The organism is Sodaliphilus pleomorphus (genome assembly GCF_009676955.1).
Classification (GTDB): domain Bacteria; phylum Bacteroidota; class Bacteroidia; order Bacteroidales; family Muribaculaceae; genus Sodaliphilus; species Sodaliphilus pleomorphus.
In genome coordinates, this window is sequence record NZ_CP045696.1 from 2,602,397 (window position 1) to 2,628,897 (window position 26,501).

A 26,501-nucleotide genomic window follows, 5' to 3' on the forward strand; every position below is an offset into this window, starting at 1 on the left:
CACAACTATGGCAAGAATAGGAATGGGATATGACGTGCACCGCCTTGTGGCGGGACGCGACTTGTGGCTGGGTGGGGTGAAAATCGACCACACCATGGGGCTGCTGGGCCACAGCGACGCCGATGTGGCCATTCACGCGCTGTGCGACGCTCTGCTGGGCGCTGCATGCCTGCGCGACATAGGCTATCACTTCCCCGACACCGACCCTCGATACAAGGGCATCGACAGCCGCAAGCTCCTGCGCGAGGTGGCCCGCCTGTTGCGCGAGCAGGGCTACCGCCTGGGCAATTGCGACATCACGATATGTGCCGAGCGGCCCAAGATCAATCCTCACATTCCTGCCATGCAGCAGCAGCTGGCTGCCTGCCTGGAGTGTGAACCGGGCCAGGTGAGCATCAAGGCCACCACCACCGAGCGGCTGGGCTTCACCGGGCGCGAGGAGGGCATCGCGGCCTATGCCGTGGCCCTCATCGAGAAAGCCTGAAACAATACATGTACATTTGATTCTCCACCCCCATTATACCCGGGGACACGGCGGGCAAGCGTGCACCATGCGCACTTGCCCGCCGTGCCAGTTTAGCGTAGCGTTTTTTTTGTGCTGTTGTCAAGAATTATCATTAACTTTGTACATCATCAACTTCAAAAAAAACTTTGCTTAAACAATGAAACAATTGATTATCGCACTGGCCTTTGGGGCCGCCATGACCTTGCCCTCGTGGGCTGGTATCACGATAGGGTCGACGTCGTACTCGGCCGACACGCTGTTTCGGCGCCAGATAGGACCGGGCATTGTCAACACGATAATCCGCATTCCCGACTATCCCCTCAATGTGTACTTGCTTGAGGCCGACATGAGCAACCCCTACAACCGTGTCGAGACCACGGTAGGGCAGGGCAGGCTGGGTAGCCTGGAACTGCTCACCGCTGCTGCCAAGCGCGTGAGCACCTCGTCAAAGCGGGTAGTGGCCGGTTGCAATGCCAACTTCTGGTGCGTGAGCTCGCAAAGCGATGCCGCCTACATGCTGGGCAGCCCCTATGGTGCCGTGGTGAGAAACGACACTACCTATCTCAATACCAACAACGTCAACGACACGTGGGACGGCGGCCCATCGCGCACGGGTGCCGTGGCCATCGACCACAACAAACAGCTCTATATGGGCCATTTCACGTGGAAGGCCGCAGTTGCTGCCACCAAACTTGGTACTGCATTGGAAATCAACAAGGTGAACCGCCGTAACCTTGACAATGAGATGTGCCTGTGGAATGAGGCCTACGGCCGCACGCGCGAGTTTGAAGACGACTGGACCTCGGCAGGCGCAAGAGGCACCAACAATGCCGACAATTACTATCTCGACTTTGCCCAAGGCAGCGGTTGGAGTGTGAACCGGGCCATGACAATGGTCGTGAAAAAGGTTGTGACCGATGCCGACCGCCTCACGCTGGGCAACTACACGGCTTGCATCACGGCCACGGGCTCCTACAAGGCCAAGATGCGTGTCCTGGCTGTGGGCGACACCATCACCGTCAATCAGGGTTGGACGACCAGCGAGCCCGATGCCCAGGCTGTGGCACCGTGGATCGAGAACATGGTCGAGGGCAATGCCCCCGTCATGCACCATGGCCAGCTCACCAGCCGCAACACCGACGAGTCCTACAACTCCCAGGTGTATTCCCGCACGGGCTATGGCACCAGTGCCGATGGCAGGAAACTCTACATGATAGTCATCGACAAGAGCAAGAGCGCACTCTACGGCCAGTCGGCCGGTTGCTCGACCACTGTGATGTGCAACATCTTGCAGAGTCTTTTCCCCGACATCAGCGAGGTGGTGAATTTCGATGCCGGCGGCTCGGCCCAGATGCTGGTCGACGGCAAGATTGTCAACACCACAACCGAGAGCATTCCGCGCGCTGTGGCTACAGGGTGGTTTCTGGAGTCGACAGCGCCGTCCGACAGTGTTGTCGCCAGCATTCAGTTTGCCGACCCCCAGCTTCGGCTGCCCATCTATAGCAGCTACACACCTCAAGTCATAGGCTACAACCAGTATGGCGACATTGTGAACGAGCATCTCGCCGGGTTCACGCTCAGTTGCGACAGCACGCTGGGCACAGCCAGCGGCAGCCAGTTCACAGCCAGTGGCACGGCAACACGTGGCCTGCTCACGGCCAGCTACCATGGCCTCGTGGCCACATTGCCTGTCACCACCATGCCTGCCCAGCCCGCCATAGCATCGCGCTCGTTGCTGGTCGACGGGCGGTCGTGGCTGTTGCCCGTGACAGCTACAGTCGATGGCGTGACCTATCACTACGATTCTTCTCGGCTGGAGTGGAAGGTCGAAGATGAGTCGGTGGCCAGCGTGACCAGTGGCAAGATTAGGGGCTTGGCCAACGGCACCACCCGTGTGATGTGCCGCATAGGTGAACTGGCCGACACAGCTGCGGTGACGGTAGAGATGGCCGACAGTGCCTATTTGCACCAGCGTTTCGACGGCTGGACACTCAAGGGCTCAGGCGCCAGCAGCTTGTCGCTCTCGGCCTCGGGCGTGCTCAGCTACACCTATACAGCCTCGCGCGCGCCCTACATCAAGCTGCTCAAAGATGTCACCTTCTACAGCCTGCCCGATACCGTGGGCTTGACCTTTACCAGCAGTGTGCCGCTCGACTATGTGCAGGTCGATGTGCGCAATGCTTCGACAACGTCGGCCAACTACCAGAAATTTGACAACAACGGCTCAGGCTATGAGGCGGGCCGCAGCTACACGGTGAGGATCGACCTCGACGGCATGGGCGGCGCTGGCCAGTTGACAACCTATCCATTGACGGTGAAGGAATTGCGATTTGGCATTGACAAGAGCAAGGCCACCACGGGAGAGCAAAGTCTTGTCGTCGACAGCTTCTATGGTCACTACCAGTTGCCGGCTCGCGGCGATGTGAACGGCGACGGAGTGGTGAATCAAAGCGACGTCACGGCATTGATTTCCAACATTCTGGGTCTCTCAAGCTACCCAGCAGGCTTGTGCGACATCAATGGCGATGCACTGGTGAATGTGACCGATGCAGGAGCCTTGGTCAACCGCATTTTGGGACGTTGACCTGTGGTGCGATAGTAAATTTAATTGTTGAAACCAAATAAAAGCAGGGGCACCGCCGGTTGAGCGGTGCCCCTGCTGTGATAACGCGGCACACGGTGCCCCGCCCCGTGCAGAGGGTTGTGTCACTTGTTGTCGTCGAGCTCCTTGAGTATCTTTTTCAGCTCCTCATCGGTGGTGGTGAGTTTTGCCTTGCACACCTTGAGCAGCTGCAGCGAGCGGGCAGTGAGCTTGCTCAGGTTGTCGATCGAGCAGTCGTTGCTCTGCATTTGCTGCACGATGTGTTCAAGTTCGCCCACGGCTTCGCTATAGGTGAGTTTGTTGATGTCTTCTTCCATAATATTGTGGTGTATTTATTTTATTGGTTTACAATCGATGTTGTTTTGCCGTTGCCGAAATGCGTGGTGATGGAGTCGCCGGCGTGCAGCTGGCTGGCATCGGTGATGATGTGCCCGTTGCACATGGTGAGCGAGTATCCGCGCTTGAGTGTGTTGCGGGGCGATAGCAGCGTCACCTTGTCGTCGAGGTTTTTCATCCTCATCTGCTCCTTGAGCATCGCCTGGGCAATTGCGCTCTTGATGGCGTCGACGTCTCGCTCCAGCCTGCCACGCTCGGCAGTGATGCGCCCGGTCACTTGCAGCGGTATCGCCTCGATGTAGCGCTGCAGCCCGAGTGCGCTCTTTTCCAGAATGTGACGGGCAAGCATGGGCACGCTGCTGGCCAGGTAGCTCAGTTGCTCGTTGCTGCGGGCAATGGCGTCTTTCACCGCGCTCACGATGGTGTTGCTCATCTCGTTGAGGCGCGATAGGGCGTTGATGCCGCACTGTATCAGGAATTCGGCCGCTGCAGTGGGGGTTTTCACCGGCTTGGCTGCTACATAGTCGAGCACGGTGGTGTCGCGTTCGTGCCCTATGCCTGTGATTACGGGCAGTGGGCATTGGGCCACCTTCAACGCCAGGTTGTAGTCGTCAAACCAGTTGAGGTCGGTGGTAGAACCGCCGCCGCGTATGATGACCACGCAGTCAAACAGCTCCTGGTGCTTCTCGATGCGCTCCAGCGCATCGATGACCGATGGCACTGTCTTGCTGCCTTGCATCATGGCCGCGAACAGGCAGGGATAGTACTTTATGCCATAGGGGTTGCCTGCGAGCTGATTCATGAAGTCGCCATAGCCGGCTGCTCCTGCCGACGAGATCACGGCCACGCGCTGCGGCACTTGGGGGAAGGCCAGCTCCTTGTTCTCGTCGATGTGGCCTTCACGGGTCAAGCGGTCGATGATTTCCTGCCTGCGCCGTGCCATGTCGCCCAGCGTGAACTCGGGGCTGATGTCGTTGATCATCACTTTGAGCCCGTATTGCTCGTGGAAGTTGGCCGAGACGAGCACCATCACTTTCATGCCGTTGCCCAGTTGCTGCTGGGTGACGCTGTAGAACTTGGCCCCTACCCGCATGAAGGTGCTGGCCCATATCACTGCTCCTATTTTGGCTACGGTTTGGCCGGTTTTCTCGTCCTTCTGCAGCAGTTCGAGGTAGCAGTGGCCCCGCCTCACCTGCACGTCGCTGGTCTCGGCGGTCACCCACACGCCCATCACTTGCTGGTCGTAGAGCAGACCCTTGATGCGGCGGTTGAACTCAAGCAGGCTTATTGCCCGGGGAGCCTCGGGCATATTGAAGTCGAGTGTGGTGGTCTGGCTCATTGTTTCTTGTCGGGTTTCAATGTGGTGCCTTCGATGTGATAGGTGATCGTGTCGACCAGGTAGGGCGCCCACTTCTGGTAGTCCTCCTTGCTGTAGAAGCTCTTGAGGCTATGCGTGGCGGTGAGGGTGTTGAAGCCGGCTCCTGTCCATTGCAACTCGATGAGCTGGAAGTCGATGTCGCCCAGCAACTCGTTGAGTTTGTTCTTGGGCGTGGCGGGCTTGAAGAAGTCGCGCATGGCGGGCAACTGCTTGATGCACTTCTTGGCAGGCAGCTGTTTCCAGCGGGTGTCGTAGAAGGTGATGCGGCTGTCGCGGGCAGGCGTCGACACGGTCTCGATCACAGCAATCACGGTGTCGGCCTTGCCCTTGTTGAGCATTTTGAGCGCGATGCTGCTGCTGCCCGACAGTTGCACTGCGACGTAGTCGGTTGTGAGTGTGTCGATTTTCGATGTGTTGCCCATGCGGTTGGTTGCCTCGGTAGTGCGGCTCTTGCCCAGTTCGGCATTGGCCACAAGGCCTGCGCGCGCAGCCTGGGGAAGGGTGCGGAACACGACTCCAGGCTCCGACAGCAAGAAGTCTCTTATGCCTCCGGCCTGTGCCTGGACGGCGGCCAGCAGGGCGATGAGCATGACACTGAGTAGGTGTTTCATTGTGAAATGTCTATTTTATTGCAAAGATAACTCATTCGGCCTGAAATTGAAAATTTATCATCGTCCTGGCCACGGTCGCGAGTGCATGGCGGCTCGAGCCCTTAGCGTGTCGCCACCTTGACCAGGCTGCGGGTGTTGTCGCCAGGGTCGCGGGTCACTTGTATCTGGGCAGCGATGCGCTCTTTGAGCACGTCGACATGGCTGATGATGCCCACGCGGCGCCCGTCGAGCTGGTACAACCGCTCGAGTGTCTCGACGACCTGGTTGAGGGGCTCGTCGCTCAATGACCCGAAGCCCTCGTCGATGAAGATGGTGTCGAGCGAGTGCTGGCCGCCGTTCATCTGGGCCAGTGCCAGCGCCAGCGCCAGCGAGGCCATGAAGCTTTCTCCACCCGAGAGGTTGGAGGCTGGCAGCGGGGTGTCGCCTTGCATGGTGTCGCGCACCAGGATGATGAGGCTGCCTGGCTGGCACTCGAGTTGGAAGCGGGTGGTGAACATGCGCAGGTAGTAGTTGGCTTGATTGAGCATGTCGCCCAGGATGAAGCTTTGGGCAATTTTCATGAAGGTTTTGCCGTCGCTGTTGCCCAGCATGTTGCACAGTTTTTCCCATTGCTCCATGTCGTGCCGCAATTTCTCGAGTATATTTCTGTCGTGCTCGAGTTGCTTGCAGGCTTTGTCGTTGTCGTTGAGCTGTGTTTGGCATGCGCCTATCGCCTTGCTGTTGTCCTCGATGCTGGCCTGGGTGTCGATTCTGCTTTTCTCCAGCTGCTCGGCAGGGGTGTCCCACAGCTCGGGCTTAGCGGCTTGGTGCTCGTCGATGCGTTTTTTCACCGCTTCGACCAGGGCCGTTGCGTTGCTGGCTTGTTGATGCGCCTGGCGCAGCGAGTGGTCGATACGCTCGATTGTGCCCGGGTCATAGCTTGCGAGTTCGGCTATGCGCTCGAGCGTGTAGTCGTTGCTGCGGCCGAAGTCCTCGAGACGCTTGCCGCACTGCTGCACGACGTGTTGCTGCTGCTTGTTGTAGCTGTCGTATTGGGTGAACTGTACTTTGAGGCTGTTGAAGCCAGCGCTCAACTGGTCCACCTCTTGTGGCTCGATGTCGAGAGCCTGCCATTCAGGCACAGCGGCCGTCAACCAATCTTGCACATTTTGGGCCTGTTTTACTTCAATCTCGGCCATCTGTGTTGATTTTTCCAGCTCAACGAGCTGGTCCTTATGCTTTTCGAGCTGGTTTTGGCTTTTTTCTATTTCCTGTTGTTGCTTGTTTTTGAGCTCGTTGAGTGTGTTGTATTTGTTCAATTGGGCTTCGAGCTGTTGTTGCGACGCCTTGGCCTCCTTTATCTTGACCTCGAAGGCTGCGTCGTCGCAGTGGGGAGCCTCAACATTCACGCCCGCTTGCTTGCCCAGCGCGATGGCATGGTCCAGCTTCACGGCCAGGTCACTCTGGGCATGGGCGAGCTCATTGTGCTGGTCCTCGATGCGCGATGCCTCGCTCCGGGCTTGTGCATCTGCCTTGTTGTACTTGCTCGTGAGCGCGTCGAGCTCGCCTTCCAGCTTTTTGACTGCCTGCTCATAGGGGGCCACAAGCGACTGCATCTCGTTGTTGTCGAGTACCTTGTCGATGATGTGGCCGCACACGGGGCATTGCTGCCCGGGTTTCACCATGCCCCGCAGCTCGACGGCAAAGTCGTGGACGAGCAGCTTGCGGGCTTCAAAGTCTTGCAGTGCCTTGTCGTGGGCCTGTTGCTTCTCCTTCACCTGCTTGTCGATGGTCTCGAGCTGCTGTTGGAGGTTCTTGAGCGATGCTTTGTCGCTGTCAAGTTTTTTTTGTTTCTTCTCGCACAGGCTTTTTTGCTCGAGATATTGGCGGTAGGCATTTCGGGCGTTGTTTGTGGTTTCTATCTGTTGGCCGATGCGTTTGAAGCTGTTGTTGAGTGTTGCGATGTTGTAGCCTTGCAGCTTGTTGTCGAGGTTGTTGCGCTCCTGGGTGAGTGTTTCGATTTCCTTTTTCTGCTTGTCGATTTTCTCTTGCAGCGCGATGAGTTGCTTTTTGTTTTTCTCGATTATGGTGTGGCTGAAGGCAATGCCTCCTGCCAGCCTTTGGTAGTCGCCAGCCATGTCAGCCAGCGTGCTGCGGTTGCGCTCAAGGTCCCTGCTGGCTTGGGCCTTGTCGTTGTGCCACTTGCGGGCCTCGCTGGTATGGTTCCATTCCTTCACAAGCCGTTCGTGCTCTTTGAACTCATCGCTTTGCAGCTTTTGCTGCCATTTCTGTTCAGCGTCTTTATGGTTCTGCAACTCACTTTGCATTTTGGCCAAGTTTACTTGCCATGTCAATGCTGCGGCGACTGCGTTGCGCAGCTTGTTGAGTTGCTCATTGCTCGCCTTGAGCGATGCAATGCGGCGGTTGATTTCTTCTATTTCTTCTGGCTGCAGCAGTTTGTTGGCGCTTATGCGGTTCTCTTGCGTCTGGCATTCGCCCTGCTTTCTGCGGAAAATTTGGTAAATCTGTTTGCCTATGTTGCGGTAGATGGCTGTGCCAGTGAGCGACTCCAAGATCTCCGACTTGTCGTTGATCGACGAGGAGAGAAACTCGGCAAACCGGCCCTGGGGCAGCATGACCGAACGGTAGAATTGCTCGGCATTGATGCCCAGCAGGTCGTGAATGTGGCGCTTGATTTCGTTTTTCTTGTCGGTGGCCAGCCCCTTGTCGCTGGCAAGGCTCCACGTCTCGCTCTGCAAGTTGCCCTCGGCCTTGTTGCGGGCGCGATGGGTCTCCCACGTGGCGGTGTAGATGGTGCCGTCGTTGGTCTCGAAGGTGAGCACCACCTTGCACTCGGTCGTGTTGCGGCGCATCAGGTTGCGCACGTCGCCCACAGGCAAGGCGTTGGTGGCATCGTGGGTGAGCCGGTAGTTGTAGCAGGCATTGCGGTCTTTGGCATTGCCAGTGCGCGGGGTCTCGTTGAACAGGGCCAAACACAGGCAGTCGAGTATCGTCGACTTGCCCGAGCCTGTCTCACCGGTGATGAGAAACAGGTGCTCGTTGTTGAGCACCGGGCCGTCGAAGTGGATGGTGGCATCTTGTATCGATGCTATATTGTGAATGACAAGGGTCTTGAGTTTCATGTGTTTTTCTCGTTTTGCGCCTCTTGGCAGGCTTGGTTAAACATTGCTATCTCGCTTGCGTTCATCTCGCGGCCTATTTTCAGCTTGTAGTACCGCGAGGCTATCTCGAGCGGGGTGAGCTTCTTGAAGTCGACATAGGCGATGGCCTGCTTGTCGAGGACCTGCTGAGCCGTCTTGGTGGTCTTGAAGGTGCAAAAGCAGCACTTCTTGCCGGCGGCTATGGCGGCAGCGCGGGCTGTAGCGCCTCCTGGCAGATAGCTCTCGACCTCGACGTTGAGGCATATATAGCCCGGCTTGTCGTCGTCGTATTGCTCGAGGCACTTGAGCGCTTGCTCCACATCGACTGGCTTGCCGGGCGGCAGGGTGTGCAGGGGCTTCAAGTTCTTGATGGGCACGGTGCGCACCACTGGCGGCTCGTGGCGCTGCAGTGTGGCGATGGTCACCGAGTGCTCGCATTGCTCGTCGAAGCTCACGGCCAGCGGCGTGCCGCAGTAGCGTGCCCGCTCGCTCACGTTTTGCGGGCGGTGTATGTGGCCCAGTGCCAGGTAGTCGTAGCCCGTGCCCAGCTCTGAGATTGCCACCGTGTCGATACAGCCCATGCGCCCCAGGCCTTCAATCTGCTTGTGGCCCGTGAAGTCGGCCCCCGTGACGGCGAGATGGGCCATGAGCACGACCGGGCAGTCGTCGCGATTGATGGCTGCCACGGCACCGAGCAGGTGCTGAAAATAGTAGCTTTGGCGGTTGGTTGCTTCCTCGCCGCCGTCGGCAATGGCGGGAAAATTGGCGGGATTTACATAGGGCACTGCTGCGATGTAGCCTGCCACGGTGCCGTCGCTGCGTTTCACGGCAATGATGTTGCGCTCATAGTGGGCCTGCCCGTCGTCCTTGCGGCCAGGCGCCCCTATCATGTAAATGCCGGCAGCGGCTTGCCACAGCGATTGCTCGCTTTCGATGCGCGACGGGCTGTCGTGGTTGCCGGCCGTCACTACTATTGTCATTGCAGGGCATGCCTTGTGAATGGCCAGCATGCCGTCGGTAAACATCTTGACTGTGGCTGCCGACGGCGCTCCGGTGTCGTAGACATCGCCGCTCACTACCATGGCATCGGGTTGCTCGCGCTTGACTATTGCCGCAAGTTGTGCAAGAAAATCGTGTTGCTCGGCCGAGCGGTCGTACTTGTAAAACACCTGGCCCAGGTGCCAGTCGCTGGTGTGGAGTATTTTCATCATAGTGATACAGGGTTAATTAGATTTTTCTTGTTCAGCTCAAAAAAACGAGAGAGTGTGTGTGTCGTGACGTTGCCAGCGCCCCGTGGGCAGCTCTACAACTCGTGCTATTGCTTCACGTAGACCAACGTCTGCGTGTAGCTGTTGCCCGTGCGCAAGTAGAGCATGTAGCGGCCGGTTGCCGTGGCTGGCGTGGCAATGGGGGTGAGGCTTATTTTGAACTGGCATTTTTTCTTGTTGGTAGTGATGTCGGTCACGGTGAGCACACCTCGGGCGGCAGTGTCGAGCATGGCCTCGCAGCCGCGTTTCTTGTTGTCGCGCACTTCTACTGTGATCGATGTGTTGCCTGCATCGATGGTGCCAGCGGCCTCGTTCCAGTCGGGCAGCTTGTACGGCTCGGGGCGGTAGAGTGCAAAGTTGACCCGGGCGCCCACTGCCACCTTGTTCTCCTTGATCCACTCATCCACCCATAAGCGGTAGTAGCTGGCACCTATGGCCACGGCCGGATGCCCCGATGGGAACACCATGCAGTCGTTGCGGTTAAAGGCCAGGTAGCCCTCGTCGGGGCTCACGGCGGCCTGGTCGGTGAGCGTGCCCAGGTCGGGACTGCCGTCCTCGATGTGTCCCAAGTCGATTACAGGACCGAAGTCGCACAGGTAGTAGTCGGTCGTCTTGAAGTTGTGGCTGCTGTCGATATAGATGTCGGTAGTGCCCATGCGGGTCTTGCCGTGATTCTCGTCCATCATGTTGATGGTGACCATGTCGTCGGGGTTGTCGAGAGGATCCTCTCCACACGCTGCAAGTGTGACCAGGCCCGACAATGCAAGTGCAACAGCCCAATTGCCAGTGCTCATAGGGGTAACTCATTTATTGGTACAGCCTGCATGTGCTGTACCCTTTTGGTGATGAATGATAGTATTGTGAGATTAAAACTTGTATTTGATGCCAAATGTGGTCACGCTCTGTGTCCAGTCTTTCAGTATTTGCACCCTCTCTTCGGCAAAAAATGAGATGGGACTGCCACTGATGTTGTACTCCACGCCGCAGCCCACGTTGGCGCCCACACGGTTGAACGTGTCGCTGCCATAGAGCGCATCCTCTGAGAAGTGGGCATAGGTGAGTCCGGCTATGGGATACACATTCAGGCCGGGGGCTCCGGTGCCTATCACATATTGTGCATTGAGGTTCACATTGTAGTCCTTCACACCGTTGTCTTTGAAGTAATAGATAAATTCAGGTGCAACGCGCAGGTGCTGGGCAATTTCCACTTGCACTTGGGCGCCAATGCCTGCCATGCTGTTTTTGGAGCCGAAGTTCATCTGTGCTCCCACGCTCCAGTCGCCCACCTGGGCCTGTGCTGCCACTCCTGCCATGGCAAGGAGTAAAGAGATTATTGTATTCTTCATCTGCGTCTTGTTTTGTGGTTCTCAACGAGGCAAAGATAAAACTATTTTTGTTCTTCGCCAACGCCGTGGTTGTCATTCTGCTGTGCATTGTCCATTTTCTGCACGGTCGTGGTCTCGTCGCTCAGCTTGGGCTTATACTTGTGAAGCCTTATTTTCATCTTGTCAAAGCCTTTGCCAAACACACCCGAGGTCGAGGCAATTGAGATGAAGGCGTTGGGGTCGATAGCCTTGATGATGCGTTGCACGGTTATGCTCTCATACTTGCGGCACACTACCATCAATATCTTCACGTCTTGCTTGGTGTACCAGCCTGTGCCATGCAGCAGGGTGCAGCCGCGGTTGGCCTCGTTGTTGATGGCATTGGCTATGTCTTGCCACTTCTCGCTCACAATCAAAAACTGCCGGCCCTGGAAGCGGTTGTTGATCACAAAGTCGCTCACAAAGCTGTTGATGACCAGAAACACGTAGCCAAACACGATCTTGTCGAGCTGGTGAAACAGCAGGTAGGACGACGTGATGATGCACAAGTCGCAGTAGAGCATCATGCGGCCAAACGACACGTTGCTGTGCTTGTTGACCATGGCCGCAATCACATCGGTGCCGCCGCTGCTGCCATTGTGGGCAAAGGTGGTGCCCAGCCCGGTGCCGCACAGGATGGCCCCGATGATCACGTTCATAAACGACTGCTGGTTGACGATGGGGTGTGGAAACATGGGCGTGAGGAAACCCAAAAACATGCTGAATATGGTGGCCCCGAAGATGGTGCGCAGCACAAACTGCCGCCCCACGGTGCGGTAGGCGATCACCAGCAACAGCACGTTGATCGCATAGTTGGGAACTGCAATGTTCACCGCCTTGCCGCTGGCAAAGTAGATGATTGTAGAGATGCCGGCAACGCCTCCCGTCACAACTCCCTCGGGAATGATGAAGGCGGCGAAACCAAACGCGCAAAGAAAAAGGGCAAAGACCATGATCACGTAGTCCTTGGCCTCCTTGATGAGAAATTTACGCTTGATGTCCATTGGGGTAATGCTTCGTTTACAATTGCGAAATTATGAAAAAAGTTTTGATACAACGCATTTTTGTCCAGGCTTTTTTTGCTCTTATTTTCGTGGGTTTAAACTTATAGGTATCTTTGTATTCCAAAGTGATGATTTAAAACCAAGACGACTATGTTGACAAGACTTCTTATTTCGGCAATATCGATACTCGTCACCGCCTGGTTGCTGCCAGGCGTGTCGTGCAGCCCGTGGTGGGTGTCGATTGTGGTGGCTGTGGTGCTGGGCCTCATCAATGCCTTCATCAAGCCCGTGATCAGTTTCCTCTCGTTGCCCGTCACTATCTTGACGCTGGGCCTCTTCTCGCTCGTGATCAATGCGCTCATGGTGCTCTTGTGCGCCAGCATCGTTGGCGGGTTCAACGTCGCAGGGTTTTGGGACGCCTTGGTCTTTGCCGTTGTACTGATGGTCGTCAACTGGGGGCTCAATGCCGTTTTCGGCGACGACTGAGTGCGCGCGCATGCCGCACCATTGCGTGAAAAAAAGATGGCGGGCAGAATCACTTCTCCTCGCCATCGGCTTTCTATTGTGTTTTGTGTCATAATTGTAGTCAGTCGCTGCCGCTGGCAAACTTCAGGGCGTTGCGCTCGCTGCTCTCGATGCGGCGGTTGCGCCAGCATCGCCGGCACAGGGCCACATACTTGTCGTCGCCGCCTATCTCGACCTGGTTGCCGTCGGTCACGATGTTGCCTTGGGCATCGATGCGGGCATTCACAATGGTCTTGCGGCCGCACGAGCAGGTCGACTTGATCTCGTCGATGGAATCGGCCAGCTCAAAAAGGCGGCGAGAACCCTCGAAGAGGTGCGTCTGGAAGTCGGTGCGCAGGCCGTAGCACACTACATTCACCCCATAGTCGTCGACGATGCGCGCAAGCTGGTCGACTTGCTGGGCGCTCAAGAACTGGGCCTCGTCGATGAGTATCCAGTCTTTTACCTGGAGCGTCTTTTCAAACATGTTTTTTAAGTACTCGTAGAGGTCCATCTCGGCATATATCCACGTGCACTTGCGCTCAATGCCTATGCGGGAGCGTATCACATTTTCCTTCTCGCGGTTGTCGATGATGGGCTTCATGCACAGGTATTGCATCTTGCGCTCCTCAAAGTTGTAGGCTTGCGTGAGCAGCAAGGCTGTCTTGGCCGAACCCATCGTGCCATAACGGAAATATAGTTTGCCTATTCCATTCATGTCTCTTATGACCCTTTTTGTGTGGGCAAAGTTATGAAAATTATTGCCTCGTCACAATTAAAGTTGTTAACAACATCTCCCCATGCCACCGTGCCGTTGCCCCCGCCGCCCAGGGCCGCCTCACCTGCAGGCGAGCTCTTTGCCATGCACCAGTCTCCTCCTCCATCCGTGCGAGAACTCACCAAAATAGTGTAAATGTTAAAAATTTTAAATATTGAACCTTGCGATTTTGAATTTTTGGAATAATATCTATATTTGCACTCGTTAAACAAAATTAAACCTATTTTAACCCATTGGTAATGAAAAAACTACTCACCAGTTTCTACTTTCTACTTTGTTCGGTAATGGCGATGGCCATTGGCCCCCTGCCCAAAGCCAGACCTGTGGTGCAAAGTGATGGCACAACGGTCACAGTTACGGCTCATGGCGACGGCCGCGTAGCCTTCTTCACAACGAGCGACGGAAAAATTGTTGTGAAAGACAATCGCGACAATTTCTATTATGCAGTGATTAGCAATGGCGAGCTCACGGCTTCACCCTTTTTGGCTCACGACCCACAAATTCGGGGCGAGGCTGAAATACGATTTCTTGAGGAGCATCCTGTCGAGGAGCAACTGACCCGGCTCAATGTGCTGGCACACCAGCGCAATCCCTTGCATCGTGCCCCGAGCAAGACAATTGTTGCCTCTACTCAAGACGGATTGGGAAAATACAATGTGCCCTCCGAGGGATCGGTGACGAGCTTGGGCAAACCAGCCATCCCGGTCATTATGGTCGAGTTCAGCGACGCTAAGTTTGCCGAGACCACTACACAAGAAAAGATGACGCGTTTTTACAACACCCCTGGCTATCAGGAAGAGGCTTACTGTGTGGGGTCGGTCAAGGACTACTTTGTGTCGCAAAGCCGAGGCATGTTTGAACCCACCTTCACTGTTGTGGGCAAGGTCTCGCTCACTAAGAGCTACAAAGACTATGGGGCCAACAATTCCTATGGTTTCGACACCGATGTTGAAGGCCTTGTGCGCGATGCCGTGGCGGCTGCTGTGGCACAGGGGGTCGATTTCACTCCCTTCAAAGACAAGCAGGGAGCTGTGCAGCTCGTGAGCATCCTCTATGCCGGCCGAGGCGAGGCTACCGAACCGCACACCACGGCCAATGCCAACTTGATATGGCCCTGCGAGGTCGACATCAACGAGGAAATGAGCGGTGTGTACTTCAACTCGTTTTTTGTGGGCAACGAGCTCTTTGAAGACGGCACGCTCATGGGCATGGGTGTGTTTTGCCACGAGTTTGGCCACGCGCTGGGGCTCCCCGATTTCTACTGCACCGACTATAACTACCGCAAAGACGACCCCTTCGGCTACTGGTCGATCATGGACGCGGGCGCTTATGTCAACGACGGCCGTTCTCCCATAGGCTATACCGCCTACGAGCGGTCTTACCTGGGCTGGCTCGACATCAAGGAAATAACTGGAGCACAAACGGTGACCCTCTACCCTGCCAGCATGAAAGACAAGGATATGGCTGTACTCATCCGAAATCCTAAAGACAGCAAGGAGTATTTCATACTCGAAAACCGTAATCCCGACACCTGGTATCCTCACACCGACAAAGAGGGCCACGTGTTTGGACAGGGATTGATGGTGAGCCACTTTGTCTACGACCCAGTAGAGTGGATGCGCAATGTGCTCAACAACGTGCAGGACCTGAAACGGGCCCACATCATCACGGCCGACCAGTCGAAGTTGATTTCGAGCGCCGCCCAGGAAAACCTCTTTGGCAACGGCGTCGACCATTTGGATTCCTTGCCGCTCTACGGGCAGCAATGGCTTGATGCCCCCTTCTACCGCGTGATGAAGAACCAAGACGGCAGTGTTACATTCAACTTCATGGAAGTCAATGGCAAGCCAGTTCCCTATCAAGTGGGCGACGTGGTCGACGCTGGTGATCTCACGCTGCAATACCTGGGCGAGAAGCAGTGGACGGTGTTGCCTAAGCGGGAAGGAGCCTATTCAGGCCACGTGGTGCTGCCTGCCACGTTTGAGCGCGATGAGAAAACCTACAAGGTGACGGCCGTGTCGGCAGGTGCTTTTGCATCGTGTCCCAACTTGCTGAAGGTGTCAATACCCGCCAGCGTCGACAGCATAGCGCCCGGCGCCTTCCGGCACAGTGCAAAGCTCAGCGCCATCGAGGTAGATGAAGACAATGCCACCTATCAGAGTATCGACGGAGCTTTGTTCACCCGCAGCGACGCCTACGGGATGGACGATGTGTCGTCGGTCGAGGGACAAGTCACCTTCGACTTCAATGCCAATCCTTGGGGGCTGCCTGTGTCGTCTAATTTCTCGGGCCAGAACAATGCCGGCAATATCAAGGCACCCATCGTGCAGGAAGGCGTGACCCTGGAGTTTGAAAACGGCAACTTGCCGGCACGGTTGTGGAAAGGCGCCTCCGATGTCACTTTGCGCACCTATCAGGGTGGAAAACTCACATTCTCGGTCCCCGACGGTTGCAAGATAAAGCACATGGAGTTTACCGCGCCCAAGTTTTATCTGTCGGCCCAAGAGGGAACGTTGGTCGGTAATGCATGGACAGGCGATGCGCAGGCGGTCACTTTCCTCACAACCGCACCCACACAGATTTCAAAGGTCGTGCTCACGGTCACGGGGCTGCTCATGTCGGAATCGGCCATTCTCTATTATCCTGCGGCCCTCACGGGCAGCTACGCACTGCCTCAGGTTGTGACACGCGTGGGTGATTTCGCCTTTGAGGGCACTGCGCTCAACGAGGTCAAACTGTCGAAGGCCATTGCCCGGTTAGGTGAGAACTCGCTGAGTTCGACTTCATTGAAACGCATCGTCTCGCCCGTTGCAACGCCTCCCGTGGCAAGTGCCGACCCCTTTGCCCACACGAGCGAAACCCTGTGCGAGATTGTGCTGCCCAATGGCGGGGTCGAGGCCTATAAAGCCGATACCTATTGGGGCAAGTTCTTCAATATCACCAATGGCGTTTCCTCTGTAATGGTTCAGCCTGAGTCCTCCCCCTATTTCTACGACCTGCAAGGGCGCAGAGTAGTAAGGCCCACGGGCGGCATCTATATCTACAAGGGCAAGTTGATAGCCAAGTGAAGCGGTGGTGCTTTGCACAGCCACGACTGACAAGAGAAATTTTCTACTATACGTTACACAAACTTTTATTCAACTATTAAACTGACACAATGAAAAAATTATTAGGATTACTGTTGTTGCTGCCCTTGCTTTTTGCAAGCGCATGTACCGATTTAGACGATGTGAACCACCGGCTCGACGACCACGAGCAACGTTTGCTCACGCTGGAAGAACTGGTGAAGCAGGCCAACGAAAACATCAAGGTGCTGCAAGAACTTATCAAGGCTCAGGAGCAAAACTTGAAAGTGGTGGCGTGTGTTCCCACCAAGGACGGTTCGGCCTATATCCTCACCTTCAGCGACGGAACTGCAATCGTAGTCAAGAATGCAGTCGACGGCAAGTCGCCCGAGATAGGTGTGAAGACCGATGATGACGGCAAACTCTACTGGACGATCAATGGCGACTTCATGCGCAATGCCAACGGCGAGAAGATAGCTGCCGACGGAGCACAAGGCGTGAAGCCCATATTGCGTGTCAACACCGATGGCTGCTGGGAAATGAGTGCCGACGGCGGAAAGACGTGGATGATTGTCACCGATGCCCAGGGAAGTCCTGTAAAGGCCGTGGGTGTCGAGAAACCTGTCGACCTGACCATCACCGAAGACGAGTACTCGGTGATCATCACCTACAACGGCCACACCTTTGTGCTTCCCAAGGCAGGAAAAGGCGACTTGGGCATGGAATTTCTCCAGGGCGAGGGCTCCTATTATGGCAACTGGTACAATCCCCACTGCGATGATGCCACAGTCACCCTCTACGCCGGCGAGTTTGACGCCAGCGGAAAATGGAAAAAGGGGCAGAAGCTCACCATGAGCATCTTTATGCCCAAGTTGGCCGACTACAACACGCCCGCACCACGACTGGCCGAAGGCGTGTACCGGGTGACTCCCGATCGTGGCCAAAGCTACCTTTTTGTGCCCATGCTCATCAAGGAGGGCTCAAGCAGCGAGGTGTGGGGCATGTTCTATAACTCGGGCTTCTACATCGAGGACAACACCAGCGGCGAGACCGAGGTGAGAACGATCAAGTCGGGCAAAGTGATCGTTACACACATTGGCGACAAGGACCGCATCATCTTCGACTGTGTCGATGGTGAAGGCCTTGAATTTAAGGCTTACTTCTATGGCAACCTCAATCTTGCCAACAAAAACGACAACGACAAGTCTAAGCCCGCCCGTCCCTACAGTACCAACAGGAAGAGTGTGAAGCTCAACATCCCTGCAAGTGCCACCACCGTGGCGCTCTTCATGGACGACTATCTCTACGAGCAGTACAATTCCTGGGGATTCCAGCTCAACCTCGATGCAAAGACTGGCGACTATGTCACCTTTGAGATACTGGCCGACAAGTCGTTCAAGAACAAGATACCTACGGGCACGTTCAATCTCACCTTCGATGCCTCGCCGGCAACGGCCTTCCCCGCAGCTCTCAACTATAGCCGCGACATGCTTTATTCCTGGTATGGCAACTGCGACACGCGCACAGCCGATGGAGCCTTCACCGAGCTGGGCGCCCTGACCGAGGGCACAATCACTATCTCGGAGGTTGATGGAATCTACACCTTCAACTTCAACTGCAAGGACGATGCTGGCAACGCCTACACTGGCAAGTGGACTGGCGACGTGAAGCTCTACTCCAGCGACGACGCCCCCCGCAAGTTGACGGCCCGTCGCAAGGCTCGCCGATAGGTGTTCACGCGAGGCTCAATTGAGCCGCCCCATTTCACAACAACAAGAGGGTGTGCCCCAATCCGGGGGCACACCCTCTCATTTTAGTTGCAATTGCGATTTTGGCCTGTTGCTTGTTGCAGCAAGCTTGACTGTGGGTTAGTTGCGGTTGCCGCCGAAGATGCGCAGCAAGTACAGAAACAGGTTGATGAAGTCGAGGTAGAGCTCGAGTGCGCCTATTGTGGCTACTTTACTCACGTTTTCCTCGCCCACGGTCTCGGCTGCCATCTGCTTGATCTTCTGGGTGTCCCAGGCGGTGAGGCCAATGAACACTGCCACGCCCACCAGGCTGATGATCCAGTCGAGCATGCTGCTATGCATGAAGATGTTGACGATGCTCACCACGATGAGCCCTATGAGCACCATAAACAGGATAGAGCCCATTCTGGAAAGGTCTTTACGAGTCATGTAGCCATAGGTGGCCATGATACCAAAGGTGCCTGCGGTGATAAAGAAGGTCTTCACTATGGCTGCACCGCTGTAGACAAAGAATATGGGGGTGAGGGTGATGCCTGTGAGCAGCGCATAGAGGTAGAACAAGAGTGTCGCTGTCGTGGCCTGCATCTTGTTGATGCGTGCCGAGAGCACCAGCACCACAGCAAACTCAGCGATGATGAGTCCCCACATCATCCAGCTGTGCTGCACCATGGTTATTATGAGTGCCTGGTTGCTGGCCACCAGCATCGAGATGATGGCTGTGAGCAGCAGACCCAGTGTCATCTTGCCAAACACACGGCGCATGATTTTGCCCACATAGGCGCTCAGCGTCATCTCGTTTTCAAGGGCTGAAGCGCTTCCGTAGCCGTATGCGGGACGCCCGTTGCGATCTTGGTCGTACATGTTGTTGTATTCGTTCATAATTTTATGTTTTAGATGTGTTTTATACTTGACATACTTGAAATGTGTTGCGCAAATAGCGTGCCAGTTTCCTTTTCTTTAGGCGGCAACGCCTCTACATGCGATCGGGCACCTCGATGCCCAGCAGCCCGAATCCTCGCTTGATGAGTGAGCCCACGGTCGTCGACAGCTGCAGGCGGAAGGCTCGCACCCGTGCATCCTCTTCACGCAGGATGCTGTAGTCGTGATAGAACTGGTTGTAGGTCTTGGCCAGGTCAAACACGTAATTGGCCACCAGGGCAGGACTGTAGGTGCGTCCAGCCTCGCTCACCACGGCGGCAAAGTCGGTGATGCGCTGTATCAGGTCGATTTCTTTCTCGTTGGGCTCATAGCTGCCGAAGTCGACTGCACGGTCGGCTGCATCGCTCTTGCGCAGCACGCTCTGGATGCGGGCATAGGTGTATTGCACAAAGGGACCCGTGTTGCCGTTGAAGTCGATTGACTCGGCCGGGTTGAAGAGCATGTTTTTGCGCGGGTCGACCTTGAGGATGAAGTACTTGAGTGCTCCCAGGCCTATGATGCGCATCACGTTGTCGCGTTCTTGCTCGCTCATGTCGGCCACGATGTTGCGGTCTTTGCTCACCTGCTTGGCCTGAGCTATCATCTCGTCCATGAGGTCGTCGGCGTCGACTACGGTGCCCTCGCGCGACTTCATCTTGCCGTTGGGCAGCTCCACCATGCCGTAGGAGAAGTGTATCAGGTCTTTGCCCCACTTGAAGCCCAGTCGGTCGAGCAGTATCGACAACACCTGGAAGTGGTAGTTTTGCTCGTTGCCCACCACATATATCATTTGATCGATGGGGTAGTCTTCAAAGCGCAGCTTGGCTGTGCCTATGTCTTGGGTCATGTAGACCGATGTGCCGTCGCTGCGCAGCAGCAGCTTCTGGTCGAGGCCGTTGCTGGTGAGGTCGGCCCACACCGAGCCGTCGTCCTTGCGATAGAACAACCCCTTGTCGAGGCCTTCGAGCACTTTCTTCTTGCCCTCGAGATAGGTGTTGCTCTCGTAGTATATTTTGTCGAAGCTCACCCCCAGGCGCTTGTAGGTCTCGTCGAAACCGGCATAGACCCAGCTGTTCATTTTCTTCCACAAGGCGCGCACCTCGGGGTCGCCGTCTTCCCATTTCTTGAGCATGGCGTGGGCCTCCTTGATGAGCGGAGCCTCTTTCTCGGCCTCTTCCTTGCTCATGCCCTTGGCCATGAGTTCGCTCACCTCCTGCTTGTAGTGCTTGTCAAATTCTACATAGAAGTCGCCTATCAGGTGGTCGCCCTTCTTGCCCGACGACTCGGGAGTGACGCCGTTGCCCCATTTGAGCCAGGCGAGCATCGACTTGCAGATGTGGATGCCGCGGTCGTTCACAATGTTGGTCTTTATCACCTTGTTGCCGTTGGCTGCCATGATGAGGGCCAGGCTGTAGCCCAGCAGGTTGTTGCGCACGTGCCCCAGGTGCAGGGGCTTGTTGGTGTTGGGCGAGGAGTACTCGATCATCACCAGCTTGCTCTCGGGGGTTACTTTCTTGAAGCCATAGTCGGGGTCGGCTGCCACACTTTGCAACACACCGGTCCAGAACGCACGCTTGATGCTGATGTTGAGGAAGCCCTTGATGACGTTGTATTTCTCAACGGCATCGCAGTGGGCCACAAGGTAGTCGCCTATTTCCTGTGCAGTTTCCTCAGGACGCTTGTGCGACGCCTTGAGAAACGGGAATACCACGATGGTGAGGTTGCCTTCAAATTCCTTCTTGGTTGTTGTGGGCGTGATTTTTTCTACCGGAAAGTCGGCGTTGTAGAGTGCCTTGACCGCCTGGGCGGTGGCTTGTGCTAAGATGTTATCAATCGACATTGGTCCTAAATCATTTGTTTCAATCTACAAAGTTACTAAAAAGATTGGTCTCTCGCGACTGCACAGTTAAGTTTTAAGAAATTAAAACTATTGGACTTGGTTTATTGCCGCCCATTTCCGGTGGGGGTGACTGGCACGACGGTGTTGCTGTCGGCATACCACAGGTAGCCCTCGACCTTGTTGTGACCTGCCTGGGCGAGCAGGCGGGCATATTGCTGCACCTGCCTCTTGTGGGCCCGCACTTGTGCCGGGGTGTGGCTTGCGCCAAACTTGTAGTCGACCACAATGGTTGTGCCGTCGGGACGCACCACAATGTGGTCGGGGCGTTTCAGCACGGGGGGCTGCCCGTTGCCTGTGTTGACCACAATTGTGCGCTCGTTGTACACTTTGTTTTTGGGGTCAAACCAGTCGCGTGTGCGGGGGTTATTGAGCATGCCTGTGATGATGCTTCGGGCCCGCTCGAGGTTCCATGTGGCATCGGGGTTGGTGCCGAGCAGGTGCCTGCGCTGTGCATAGCGCAGTGCCCGCTTCTCGTCGCCCTTGCGCTTGATCATGCTCATGAGGCTGTGCATGCTGTTGCCTGCCTGCTGCATGGCTGTGGCCGACTCGGGCAGTTTCACCTCGAGCCTCGACAAGGCCGAGTTTACAGCATAGCTGGGCATGTCGCAGGTGCACTGTGTGCTGTCGTCGTCTTGTGGCTTGTGGCGGCATTGCTCAGGGCAGCCCAGCTCCCAGTAGTCGACGATTTTGTCGCAATCGGTATCGTCGGGATGCCGTTCGGGCCAGTAGTGGGTCACTATCCTGTCGATTTTGGGCATGATGCTCTTGGCGAGGTCGTCGATACTCCTGTCACCCGTGTTTCTCTTGGGCTTCAGCACAAAGAGGTGCAGCTGCTGGCTGGCGCGGGTGAAGGCCACATAGGTCTTGTTCACTTTGTCGATGAGGTCTTCCTCATAGAGCGTCTTGTAGTAGCTGTTGAAGGCGCCCACCATTTTCATGCGACCGGTGCTGAGCGGGATGAGCGGGGGCACAATTTCGCCCCCCTCTTTCTGAATTGCGGCAGCCTCCTGTGCGTGCGGGCAAGCACTGTTGATTTTTTTCCATGTCTCGCGGTCGAGCCATGTGATGTCGTCGAGGTCAGCCATCGGCCAGCTGGCAAACGGGATGATGACACAGGGGGCTTCAAGTCCCTTGGAAGCATGTATGGTCATGATGTTGACGGCGTTGCCACTGTTGCCCGAGGGCACGGCGGCCTTGTCTTTTTTGTCGTCCCAGTACTTGAGAAACTCATGCACGGTGCCGCCGCAGCTGCGTTGGGCGGCAAAGTTGAGCACGAAGTTCTGGAATGCGAGCAGGAAGGCTGTGTCGGTGTCGCCGCTGTTGCCTGAGCCTGCAATGTACTCCTTGATGATTTTGTCGACCAGGCCGGTCAAGGTGGTCATCTCCTTGCCATCGTCGGCCATGAGCGTCTTTATTTCTTCGTTGTAGGCTTTGATTTGCTTTTGTGCCGTTTCATTTCTCAAGGCGTTGTTTTGGTCGAAGCATTGGGCCAGCAGCTTGCCGCAGTCGGCCGTCTCGTCGCCGCACTCGCGCAGTCGACGGCCAAACTCGTGCAGCATCTTGTAGCGAAACTGCTCGCTCAGCCGCTTCTCGCGCAACAGCTCTTGGGGGGTCTTAGCATGTGCAGCATCGTTGCTGTCGTCCTCGTCGCTGTGGTACTGTGTGCTGTCGATGAAGCGCAGCACGCTCACGATGAGGCGCACGCTGGGGCTGTTGCTCAGCAGCAGCGACTCGCCCGACACGATGTCGATGCAGTCATCCTTGTCGCACGTGGCATTGTGGCTCAACAGCTTCTGCACAATGTCTTTGCCCTCGTTGTTGCGGTTCACCAGGATGAGCATGTCTTTAAACTCGAAGCCATAATCCCGCTTCAAGTCGAGCAGGTATTGCGGCAGGAGCTCGAGCACTTGCTCGGTTGCCTTGGGAGCCGCCTCGTCGCCGTGGCTTGGCATTTCCTTTGGACCGTAGATGCAGTTTACCCTCACGTAGCCTTTCAGCTCGCTGGCCTGGGCTGCCGGGCTTGTATCCTGCTTAAGGTTGCTGTAGGTTGCCTGCAGCTTTTCATAGTCGGCGAAACTGCCGAGCAGTTTCTTGAAAAAGGCGTTGTTAAACTCGACGATGTTTTCCAGGCTGCGGTAGTTGGTGTTGAGTTTGGTCGAGTCGTTGTAGTACTCCCCAAACTCTTTTCTCAACTGATTTTGCAAGATGTCGGGGTTGCTGTCGCGGAAGCGGTAGATGCTCTGCTTCTCGTCGCCGATGATGAGGTTGCCGTTGCCTTTGCTCAGGCTATCTTCCAGCAGTGGTATGAAGTTCTCATATTGCTTGGTGCTTGTGTCCTGGAACTCGTCGATCATGAAATTGTAGAGCCACGTGCCCATGCGCTCGTACACAAAGGGTACACCGCCTTTGAGTGCCTTGGCCACAAGCTCGTTGGTGTCAGATATCATGATACTCTCGTTGTCGCGGTTCATCTCCTGGAGCTTGGTGCTGATTGCGCCCAGCAACCCCAGCCGCCATATATTTTTGAGCAGCGAGTCGAGCAGTAGCGACATGTCGTAGTTGGCAAGGTAATCGGCCAGGAGGGCAGCAAACTTCTCGCTGCAGGCTGAGATCGTTTCAGGGGCTACTTTTCCCTTGTAGAGCACTTTCTTTTCAAGGGCCGTGTCGTCATAGTTGCGCAGCGTGTTTATAGTGTTGCTACCCAATGGCGCAGCGTCAAGCAGCTTTTTTACTGGCGCCGACTTGATGTAAACGACGTCGATGCCGGCCTGCCCCAAGAAGTCGTGCAGCTGCTGCGCGAAGTTCTTGCAATAGTCGTCGCAGGCTTTGTGTTGTGTCGCCACCGCCTTCTGGAATGCTGTGAGATGGCTCATCTTGCTCAGGTAAGTCCTGATCTCATCGTTGTGGGCCTTGAACTGCTCCTTGTTGATAAACTCGGCAAAGTTGAGCAGGCTGTTGCGCGACTTGCTGTCGAAATTGTAGATGTTCCACTTGCCCTCGTCATGAGCCAGTGTTTCTACATACTTTTTCACCCATTTCTCGATGGGGGCGCCAGGGGTTCGGCCCAAGTCGTGCAAGAAGACGCGCAGGGCCTGGCTGGTGGCATATTTCTCGTCGAGTTGCACATCGTAGTTGAAGTCGCAGTCCAGCTCGTGGGCAAAGTTGCGCACGACACTTTGAAAAAACGAGTCGATGGTGCTCACGTTGAAGTGGGTGTAGCCATGCAGAATGCCCTTCAGGGCGCTTTTTGCATGGTTTTGTATCTCCTCCTTGCTATCGCCGTGGGTTTTGATGTAGTCGTCGAGATATTGTCCCTCGCCTTTAGAGAGCTTGTAGAGCTCGGCCACGATGCGTTGCTTCATCTCGTTGGTAGCCTTGTTGGTAAAGGTGATGGCCAGCATGTGCTCGTGATAGTTGCTGCCGCAGGGGCGCAGTTGCGTGCGGCCTGTCTCGGGGTCTTTCGACCACAGCAGAAGTTCGATGAAATTCTTGGCCAGGTTGAAGGTCTTGCCCGACCCTGCCGATGCTTTGATTACTTGCAGTTGTTCCATGGGGAGTGTGTTGTGGGTATTGTTACTGTTGATTGAAATGCTGTCTTTTTCTTATATGATGCGGGCTTTGAAGCCTTGCCCGGTGAGGAAGTCGAGCACTTGCTGCCGGCGGTCGCCCTGTATCAGAATCTCGCCGTCGCGTGCCGACCCGCCCACGCCGCAATGCTTCTTGAGCGTTGCGGCCAGGGCCTTGAGTGCAGCATCGTTGCACAGCAGGTCGGTCACAAGGGTCGCCTGCTTGCCTTTGCGCCCTTTCTTGTCGAGCAGCACATTCACCATGTGCTTCCCTTGCTGGGCGAGCGCGTCGCCCTTGGGCACGCCCGCTGTGGCTTGCTCTTGGGCCTGCTTTATTTCCTCGTCGCTGGGCACTGCCACCTGAAATGCGGCTCCCAGCTTTGCTTTCCAGTCTTCCATATTGTGTAATAGATGTGCTTGGTTTCAAACACAAAGTTATACATATTTTTGAAGAAATGAAAATCGCCCGTCACGAGATTTGAGTGAAGTGTCACCCTCTTTCGTCTGGACCAGGGGGTGCAATTGCGTAGTGCAGCGATGTTGAGCAATCTATGCTACCAGTCGCGGTAGTCGACGGCGTTGCGGCGGCATTCCTCCTTGATGGGCGAGTAGGGGTCGATGCTGGCATATATGGCCATGCGGCGGTAGCGCGGGCGGCATATGAAGCGCTCCACGCAGTAGGCCGACACAAAGTATACGCCCGAGAGCACCCACAGCATCTTGTAGTTGGTGGCCACTTGCGAGAGTTCGGCTCCCCCGCACATCAGGGCTACATAGCCGTTGCCGCCCCATGTGAGCGGCACCATGTTGCCCAGTGCAGTCCACAGGCTCGACATGGCATAGCGGGGGTAGGAGATGCCCGAGAGGAAGACAAAGAAAAGCGAGGTGAAGGCAATGACCAAGAAGGTCGACTCACGGTCGTTGACAAAAACCGAGAGCGTCTGGCCCAGCAGCGACGAGGCCAGCATGAAGGGCAGCATGAGCAGCAAGATGTCGAGCGGGTCGCCCAGCTGCGGGAAGTCGAAAAACATGGGCACGAAGAAAAGCACATACACCACAGGAATGAAGTAGATGAAGATGTGGCACAAGCTCTTGCCTATGATCGAGGCCGACACGCCAGCGCCCACGTCCATGGGGTCGAGCCCCTTGTTGCGCAGCCGGCGCTCGCGGCTGCCGGCACGCAGCACGCATATGCCCAGTATCAGGCTCTGCTGGATGACTGCCACCAGGATGAGCGGCAGCAGTGCCGAGGCTATGCCCGTCGACTTGTTGATGATGGGCACTTGCTTGCTCTCGATGATGGCGCTGTTCTGGTAGGTGAGAGGCGCAGTCTTGCTGCCCTGCATCTTGGTGCACAGGTCCATCTGCACGGCTGTGAGGCCCGATAGCATCTGCTTGTAGCGCATGAGCACGCCCATGTCGCAGTAGAGCGACACGTGTCCTTGCAGCCCGTTCTCGATATTGCTCGAGAAGTCGCGTGGAAAATACACAATGCCATAGGCGTCGTGGCTGGCAATGAGGCGCTGGGCGTCTTGCATGTTGCTCACATAGTCCATCACAGCCACCTCGGGGGTGGCGTCGAGCTCGCGCGCAAACTGGCGGGTGAGCTGGCTGCGGCAGTCGTCGACGACCACCACCTTGATGTCGCGTGCCACCTCGGTGTTGTAGATGAGCGAGTAGAGCACAGGGTACATGGCAGGCAGCAAGAGGAAGAAGATGAGCACAGCCTCGTCGCGGAAGCACAACTTGGTCTCACGCTTCCACACGTTGAATATGTCGATTATCCAGTGTTTCATCTTTCTTTTTTTCAGTTT

19 protein-coding genes are annotated in these 26,501 nt (G+C 55.9%); 5 read left to right on the top strand and 14 right to left on the bottom strand.

Annotated elements, in window-relative coordinates:
- Positions 1 to 7 precede the first annotated feature (7 nt).
- Complete coding sequence (gene ispF, locus GF423_RS10775; protein WP_154328363.1) at positions 8 to 484, top strand: 2-C-methyl-D-erythritol 2,4-cyclodiphosphate synthase; 477 nt, start codon at positions 8 to 10, stop codon at positions 482 to 484.
- Positions 485 to 662: 178 nt separating this feature from the next.
- The gene (locus tag GF423_RS10780) at positions 663 to 3,089 is read left to right on the top strand and encodes a phosphodiester glycosidase family protein (RefSeq protein ID WP_154328364.1); all 2,427 of its coding nucleotides are present in this window, start codon (positions 663 to 665) and stop codon (positions 3,087 to 3,089) included.
- Between the two features lie 122 nt (positions 3,090 to 3,211).
- On the opposite strand, the gene xseB is transcribed toward GF423_RS10780, so the two are convergent.
- From xseB to GF423_RS10820, 8 genes are all read right to left on the bottom strand, one after another.
- Positions 3,212 to 3,424, bottom strand: a complete 213-nt coding sequence (gene xseB, locus GF423_RS10785; RefSeq protein ID WP_154328365.1) for an exodeoxyribonuclease VII small subunit — start codon at positions 3,422 to 3,424, stop codon at positions 3,212 to 3,214.
- A 20-nt stretch (positions 3,425 to 3,444) separates the two neighbouring features.
- Complete coding sequence (xseA, locus tag GF423_RS10790) at positions 3,445 to 4,782, bottom strand: exodeoxyribonuclease VII large subunit (RefSeq protein WP_154328366.1); 1,338 nt, start codon at positions 4,780 to 4,782, stop codon at positions 3,445 to 3,447.
- Positions 4,779 to 5,432 (bottom strand): DUF3256 family protein, encoded by a 654-nt coding sequence (locus GF423_RS10795; RefSeq protein WP_154328367.1) that lies wholly within the window; start codon positions 5,430 to 5,432, stop codon positions 4,779 to 4,781. Before GF423_RS10795 ends, xseA begins: the two co-directional genes overlap by 4 nt.
- Before the next feature lie 101 nt (positions 5,433 to 5,533).
- Positions 5,534 to 8,554, bottom strand: coding sequence for an AAA family ATPase (locus tag GF423_RS10800; protein ID WP_154328368.1), 3,021 nt, complete (start codon positions 8,552 to 8,554; stop codon positions 5,534 to 5,536).
- Complete coding sequence (locus tag GF423_RS10805; RefSeq protein WP_235911560.1) at positions 8,551 to 9,783, bottom strand: metallophosphoesterase family protein; 1,233 nt, start codon at positions 9,781 to 9,783, stop codon at positions 8,551 to 8,553. Before GF423_RS10805 ends, GF423_RS10800 begins: the two co-directional genes overlap by 4 nt.
- A gap of 104 nt (positions 9,784 to 9,887) precedes the next feature.
- Positions 9,888 to 10,634 carry a DUF5036 family protein gene (locus tag GF423_RS10810; RefSeq protein ID WP_154328369.1) on the bottom strand — a complete coding sequence of 249 codons (747 nt, stop codon included), beginning with the start codon at positions 10,632 to 10,634 and terminating at the stop codon, positions 9,888 to 9,890.
- A 72-nt stretch (positions 10,635 to 10,706) separates the two neighbouring features.
- On the bottom strand, positions 10,707 to 11,186 hold the full coding sequence (locus GF423_RS10815; protein WP_154328370.1) for an outer membrane beta-barrel protein: 480 nt from the start codon (positions 11,184 to 11,186) through the stop codon (positions 10,707 to 10,709).
- A gap of 41 nt (positions 11,187 to 11,227) precedes the next feature.
- Positions 11,228 to 12,208 (bottom strand): YitT family protein, encoded by a 981-nt coding sequence (locus GF423_RS10820; RefSeq protein WP_154328371.1) that lies wholly within the window; start codon positions 12,206 to 12,208, stop codon positions 11,228 to 11,230.
- A 150-nt stretch (positions 12,209 to 12,358) separates the two neighbouring features.
- On the opposite strand from GF423_RS10820, the gene GF423_RS10825 reads away from it, so the two are divergent.
- Entirely contained in the window at positions 12,359 to 12,694 is a 336-nt protein-coding gene (locus tag GF423_RS10825; protein ID WP_154328372.1) for a phage holin family protein, read from the top strand.
- 100 nt (positions 12,695 to 12,794) lie between these two features.
- On the opposite strand, the gene GF423_RS10830 is transcribed toward GF423_RS10825, so the two are convergent.
- On the bottom strand, positions 12,795 to 13,430 hold the full coding sequence (locus tag GF423_RS10830) for a thymidine kinase (protein ID WP_154538189.1): 636 nt from the start codon (positions 13,428 to 13,430) through the stop codon (positions 12,795 to 12,797).
- A 299-nt stretch (positions 13,431 to 13,729) separates the two neighbouring features.
- Between GF423_RS10830 and GF423_RS10835 the strand changes: the two genes are divergently transcribed.
- Positions 13,730 to 16,558 (top strand): M6 family metalloprotease domain-containing protein, encoded by a 2,829-nt coding sequence (locus tag GF423_RS10835; protein WP_154328373.1) that lies wholly within the window; start codon positions 13,730 to 13,732, stop codon positions 16,556 to 16,558.
- Positions 16,559 to 16,647: 89 nt separating this feature from the next.
- The gene (locus GF423_RS10840) at positions 16,648 to 18,285 is read left to right on the top strand and encodes a PL29 family lyase N-terminal domain-containing protein (RefSeq protein ID WP_154328374.1); all 1,638 of its coding nucleotides are present in this window, start codon (positions 16,648 to 16,650) and stop codon (positions 18,283 to 18,285) included.
- 138 nt (positions 18,286 to 18,423) lie between these two features.
- Here GF423_RS10840 and GF423_RS10845 read toward each other — a convergent pair whose 3' ends face one another.
- The 5 genes from GF423_RS10845 to GF423_RS10865 all read right to left on the bottom strand — a co-directional run bounded on the left by GF423_RS10845 (position 18,424) and on the right by GF423_RS10865 (position 26,483).
- Positions 18,424 to 19,182: a Bax inhibitor-1/YccA family protein gene (locus tag GF423_RS10845; RefSeq protein WP_235911562.1), complete on the bottom strand. Its 759-nt coding sequence runs from the start codon at positions 19,180 to 19,182 to the stop codon at positions 18,424 to 18,426.
- A 94-nt stretch (positions 19,183 to 19,276) separates the two neighbouring features.
- Entirely contained in the window at positions 19,277 to 21,061 is a 1,785-nt protein-coding gene (gene argS / locus GF423_RS10850) for an arginine--tRNA ligase (RefSeq protein ID WP_154328375.1), read from the bottom strand.
- Between the two features lie 101 nt (positions 21,062 to 21,162).
- Positions 21,163 to 24,672, bottom strand: a complete 3,510-nt coding sequence (locus GF423_RS10855) for a UvrD-helicase domain-containing protein (protein WP_154328376.1) — start codon at positions 24,670 to 24,672, stop codon at positions 21,163 to 21,165.
- A gap of 51 nt (positions 24,673 to 24,723) precedes the next feature.
- Positions 24,724 to 25,086: an SUI1 family translation initiation factor gene (locus tag GF423_RS10860; protein ID WP_154328377.1), complete on the bottom strand. Its 363-nt coding sequence runs from the start codon at positions 25,084 to 25,086 to the stop codon at positions 24,724 to 24,726.
- A gap of 155 nt (positions 25,087 to 25,241) precedes the next feature.
- On the bottom strand, positions 25,242 to 26,483 hold the full coding sequence (locus GF423_RS10865; protein ID WP_154328378.1) for an ABC transporter permease: 1,242 nt from the start codon (positions 26,481 to 26,483) through the stop codon (positions 25,242 to 25,244).
- Positions 26,484 to 26,501 lie beyond the last annotated feature (18 nt).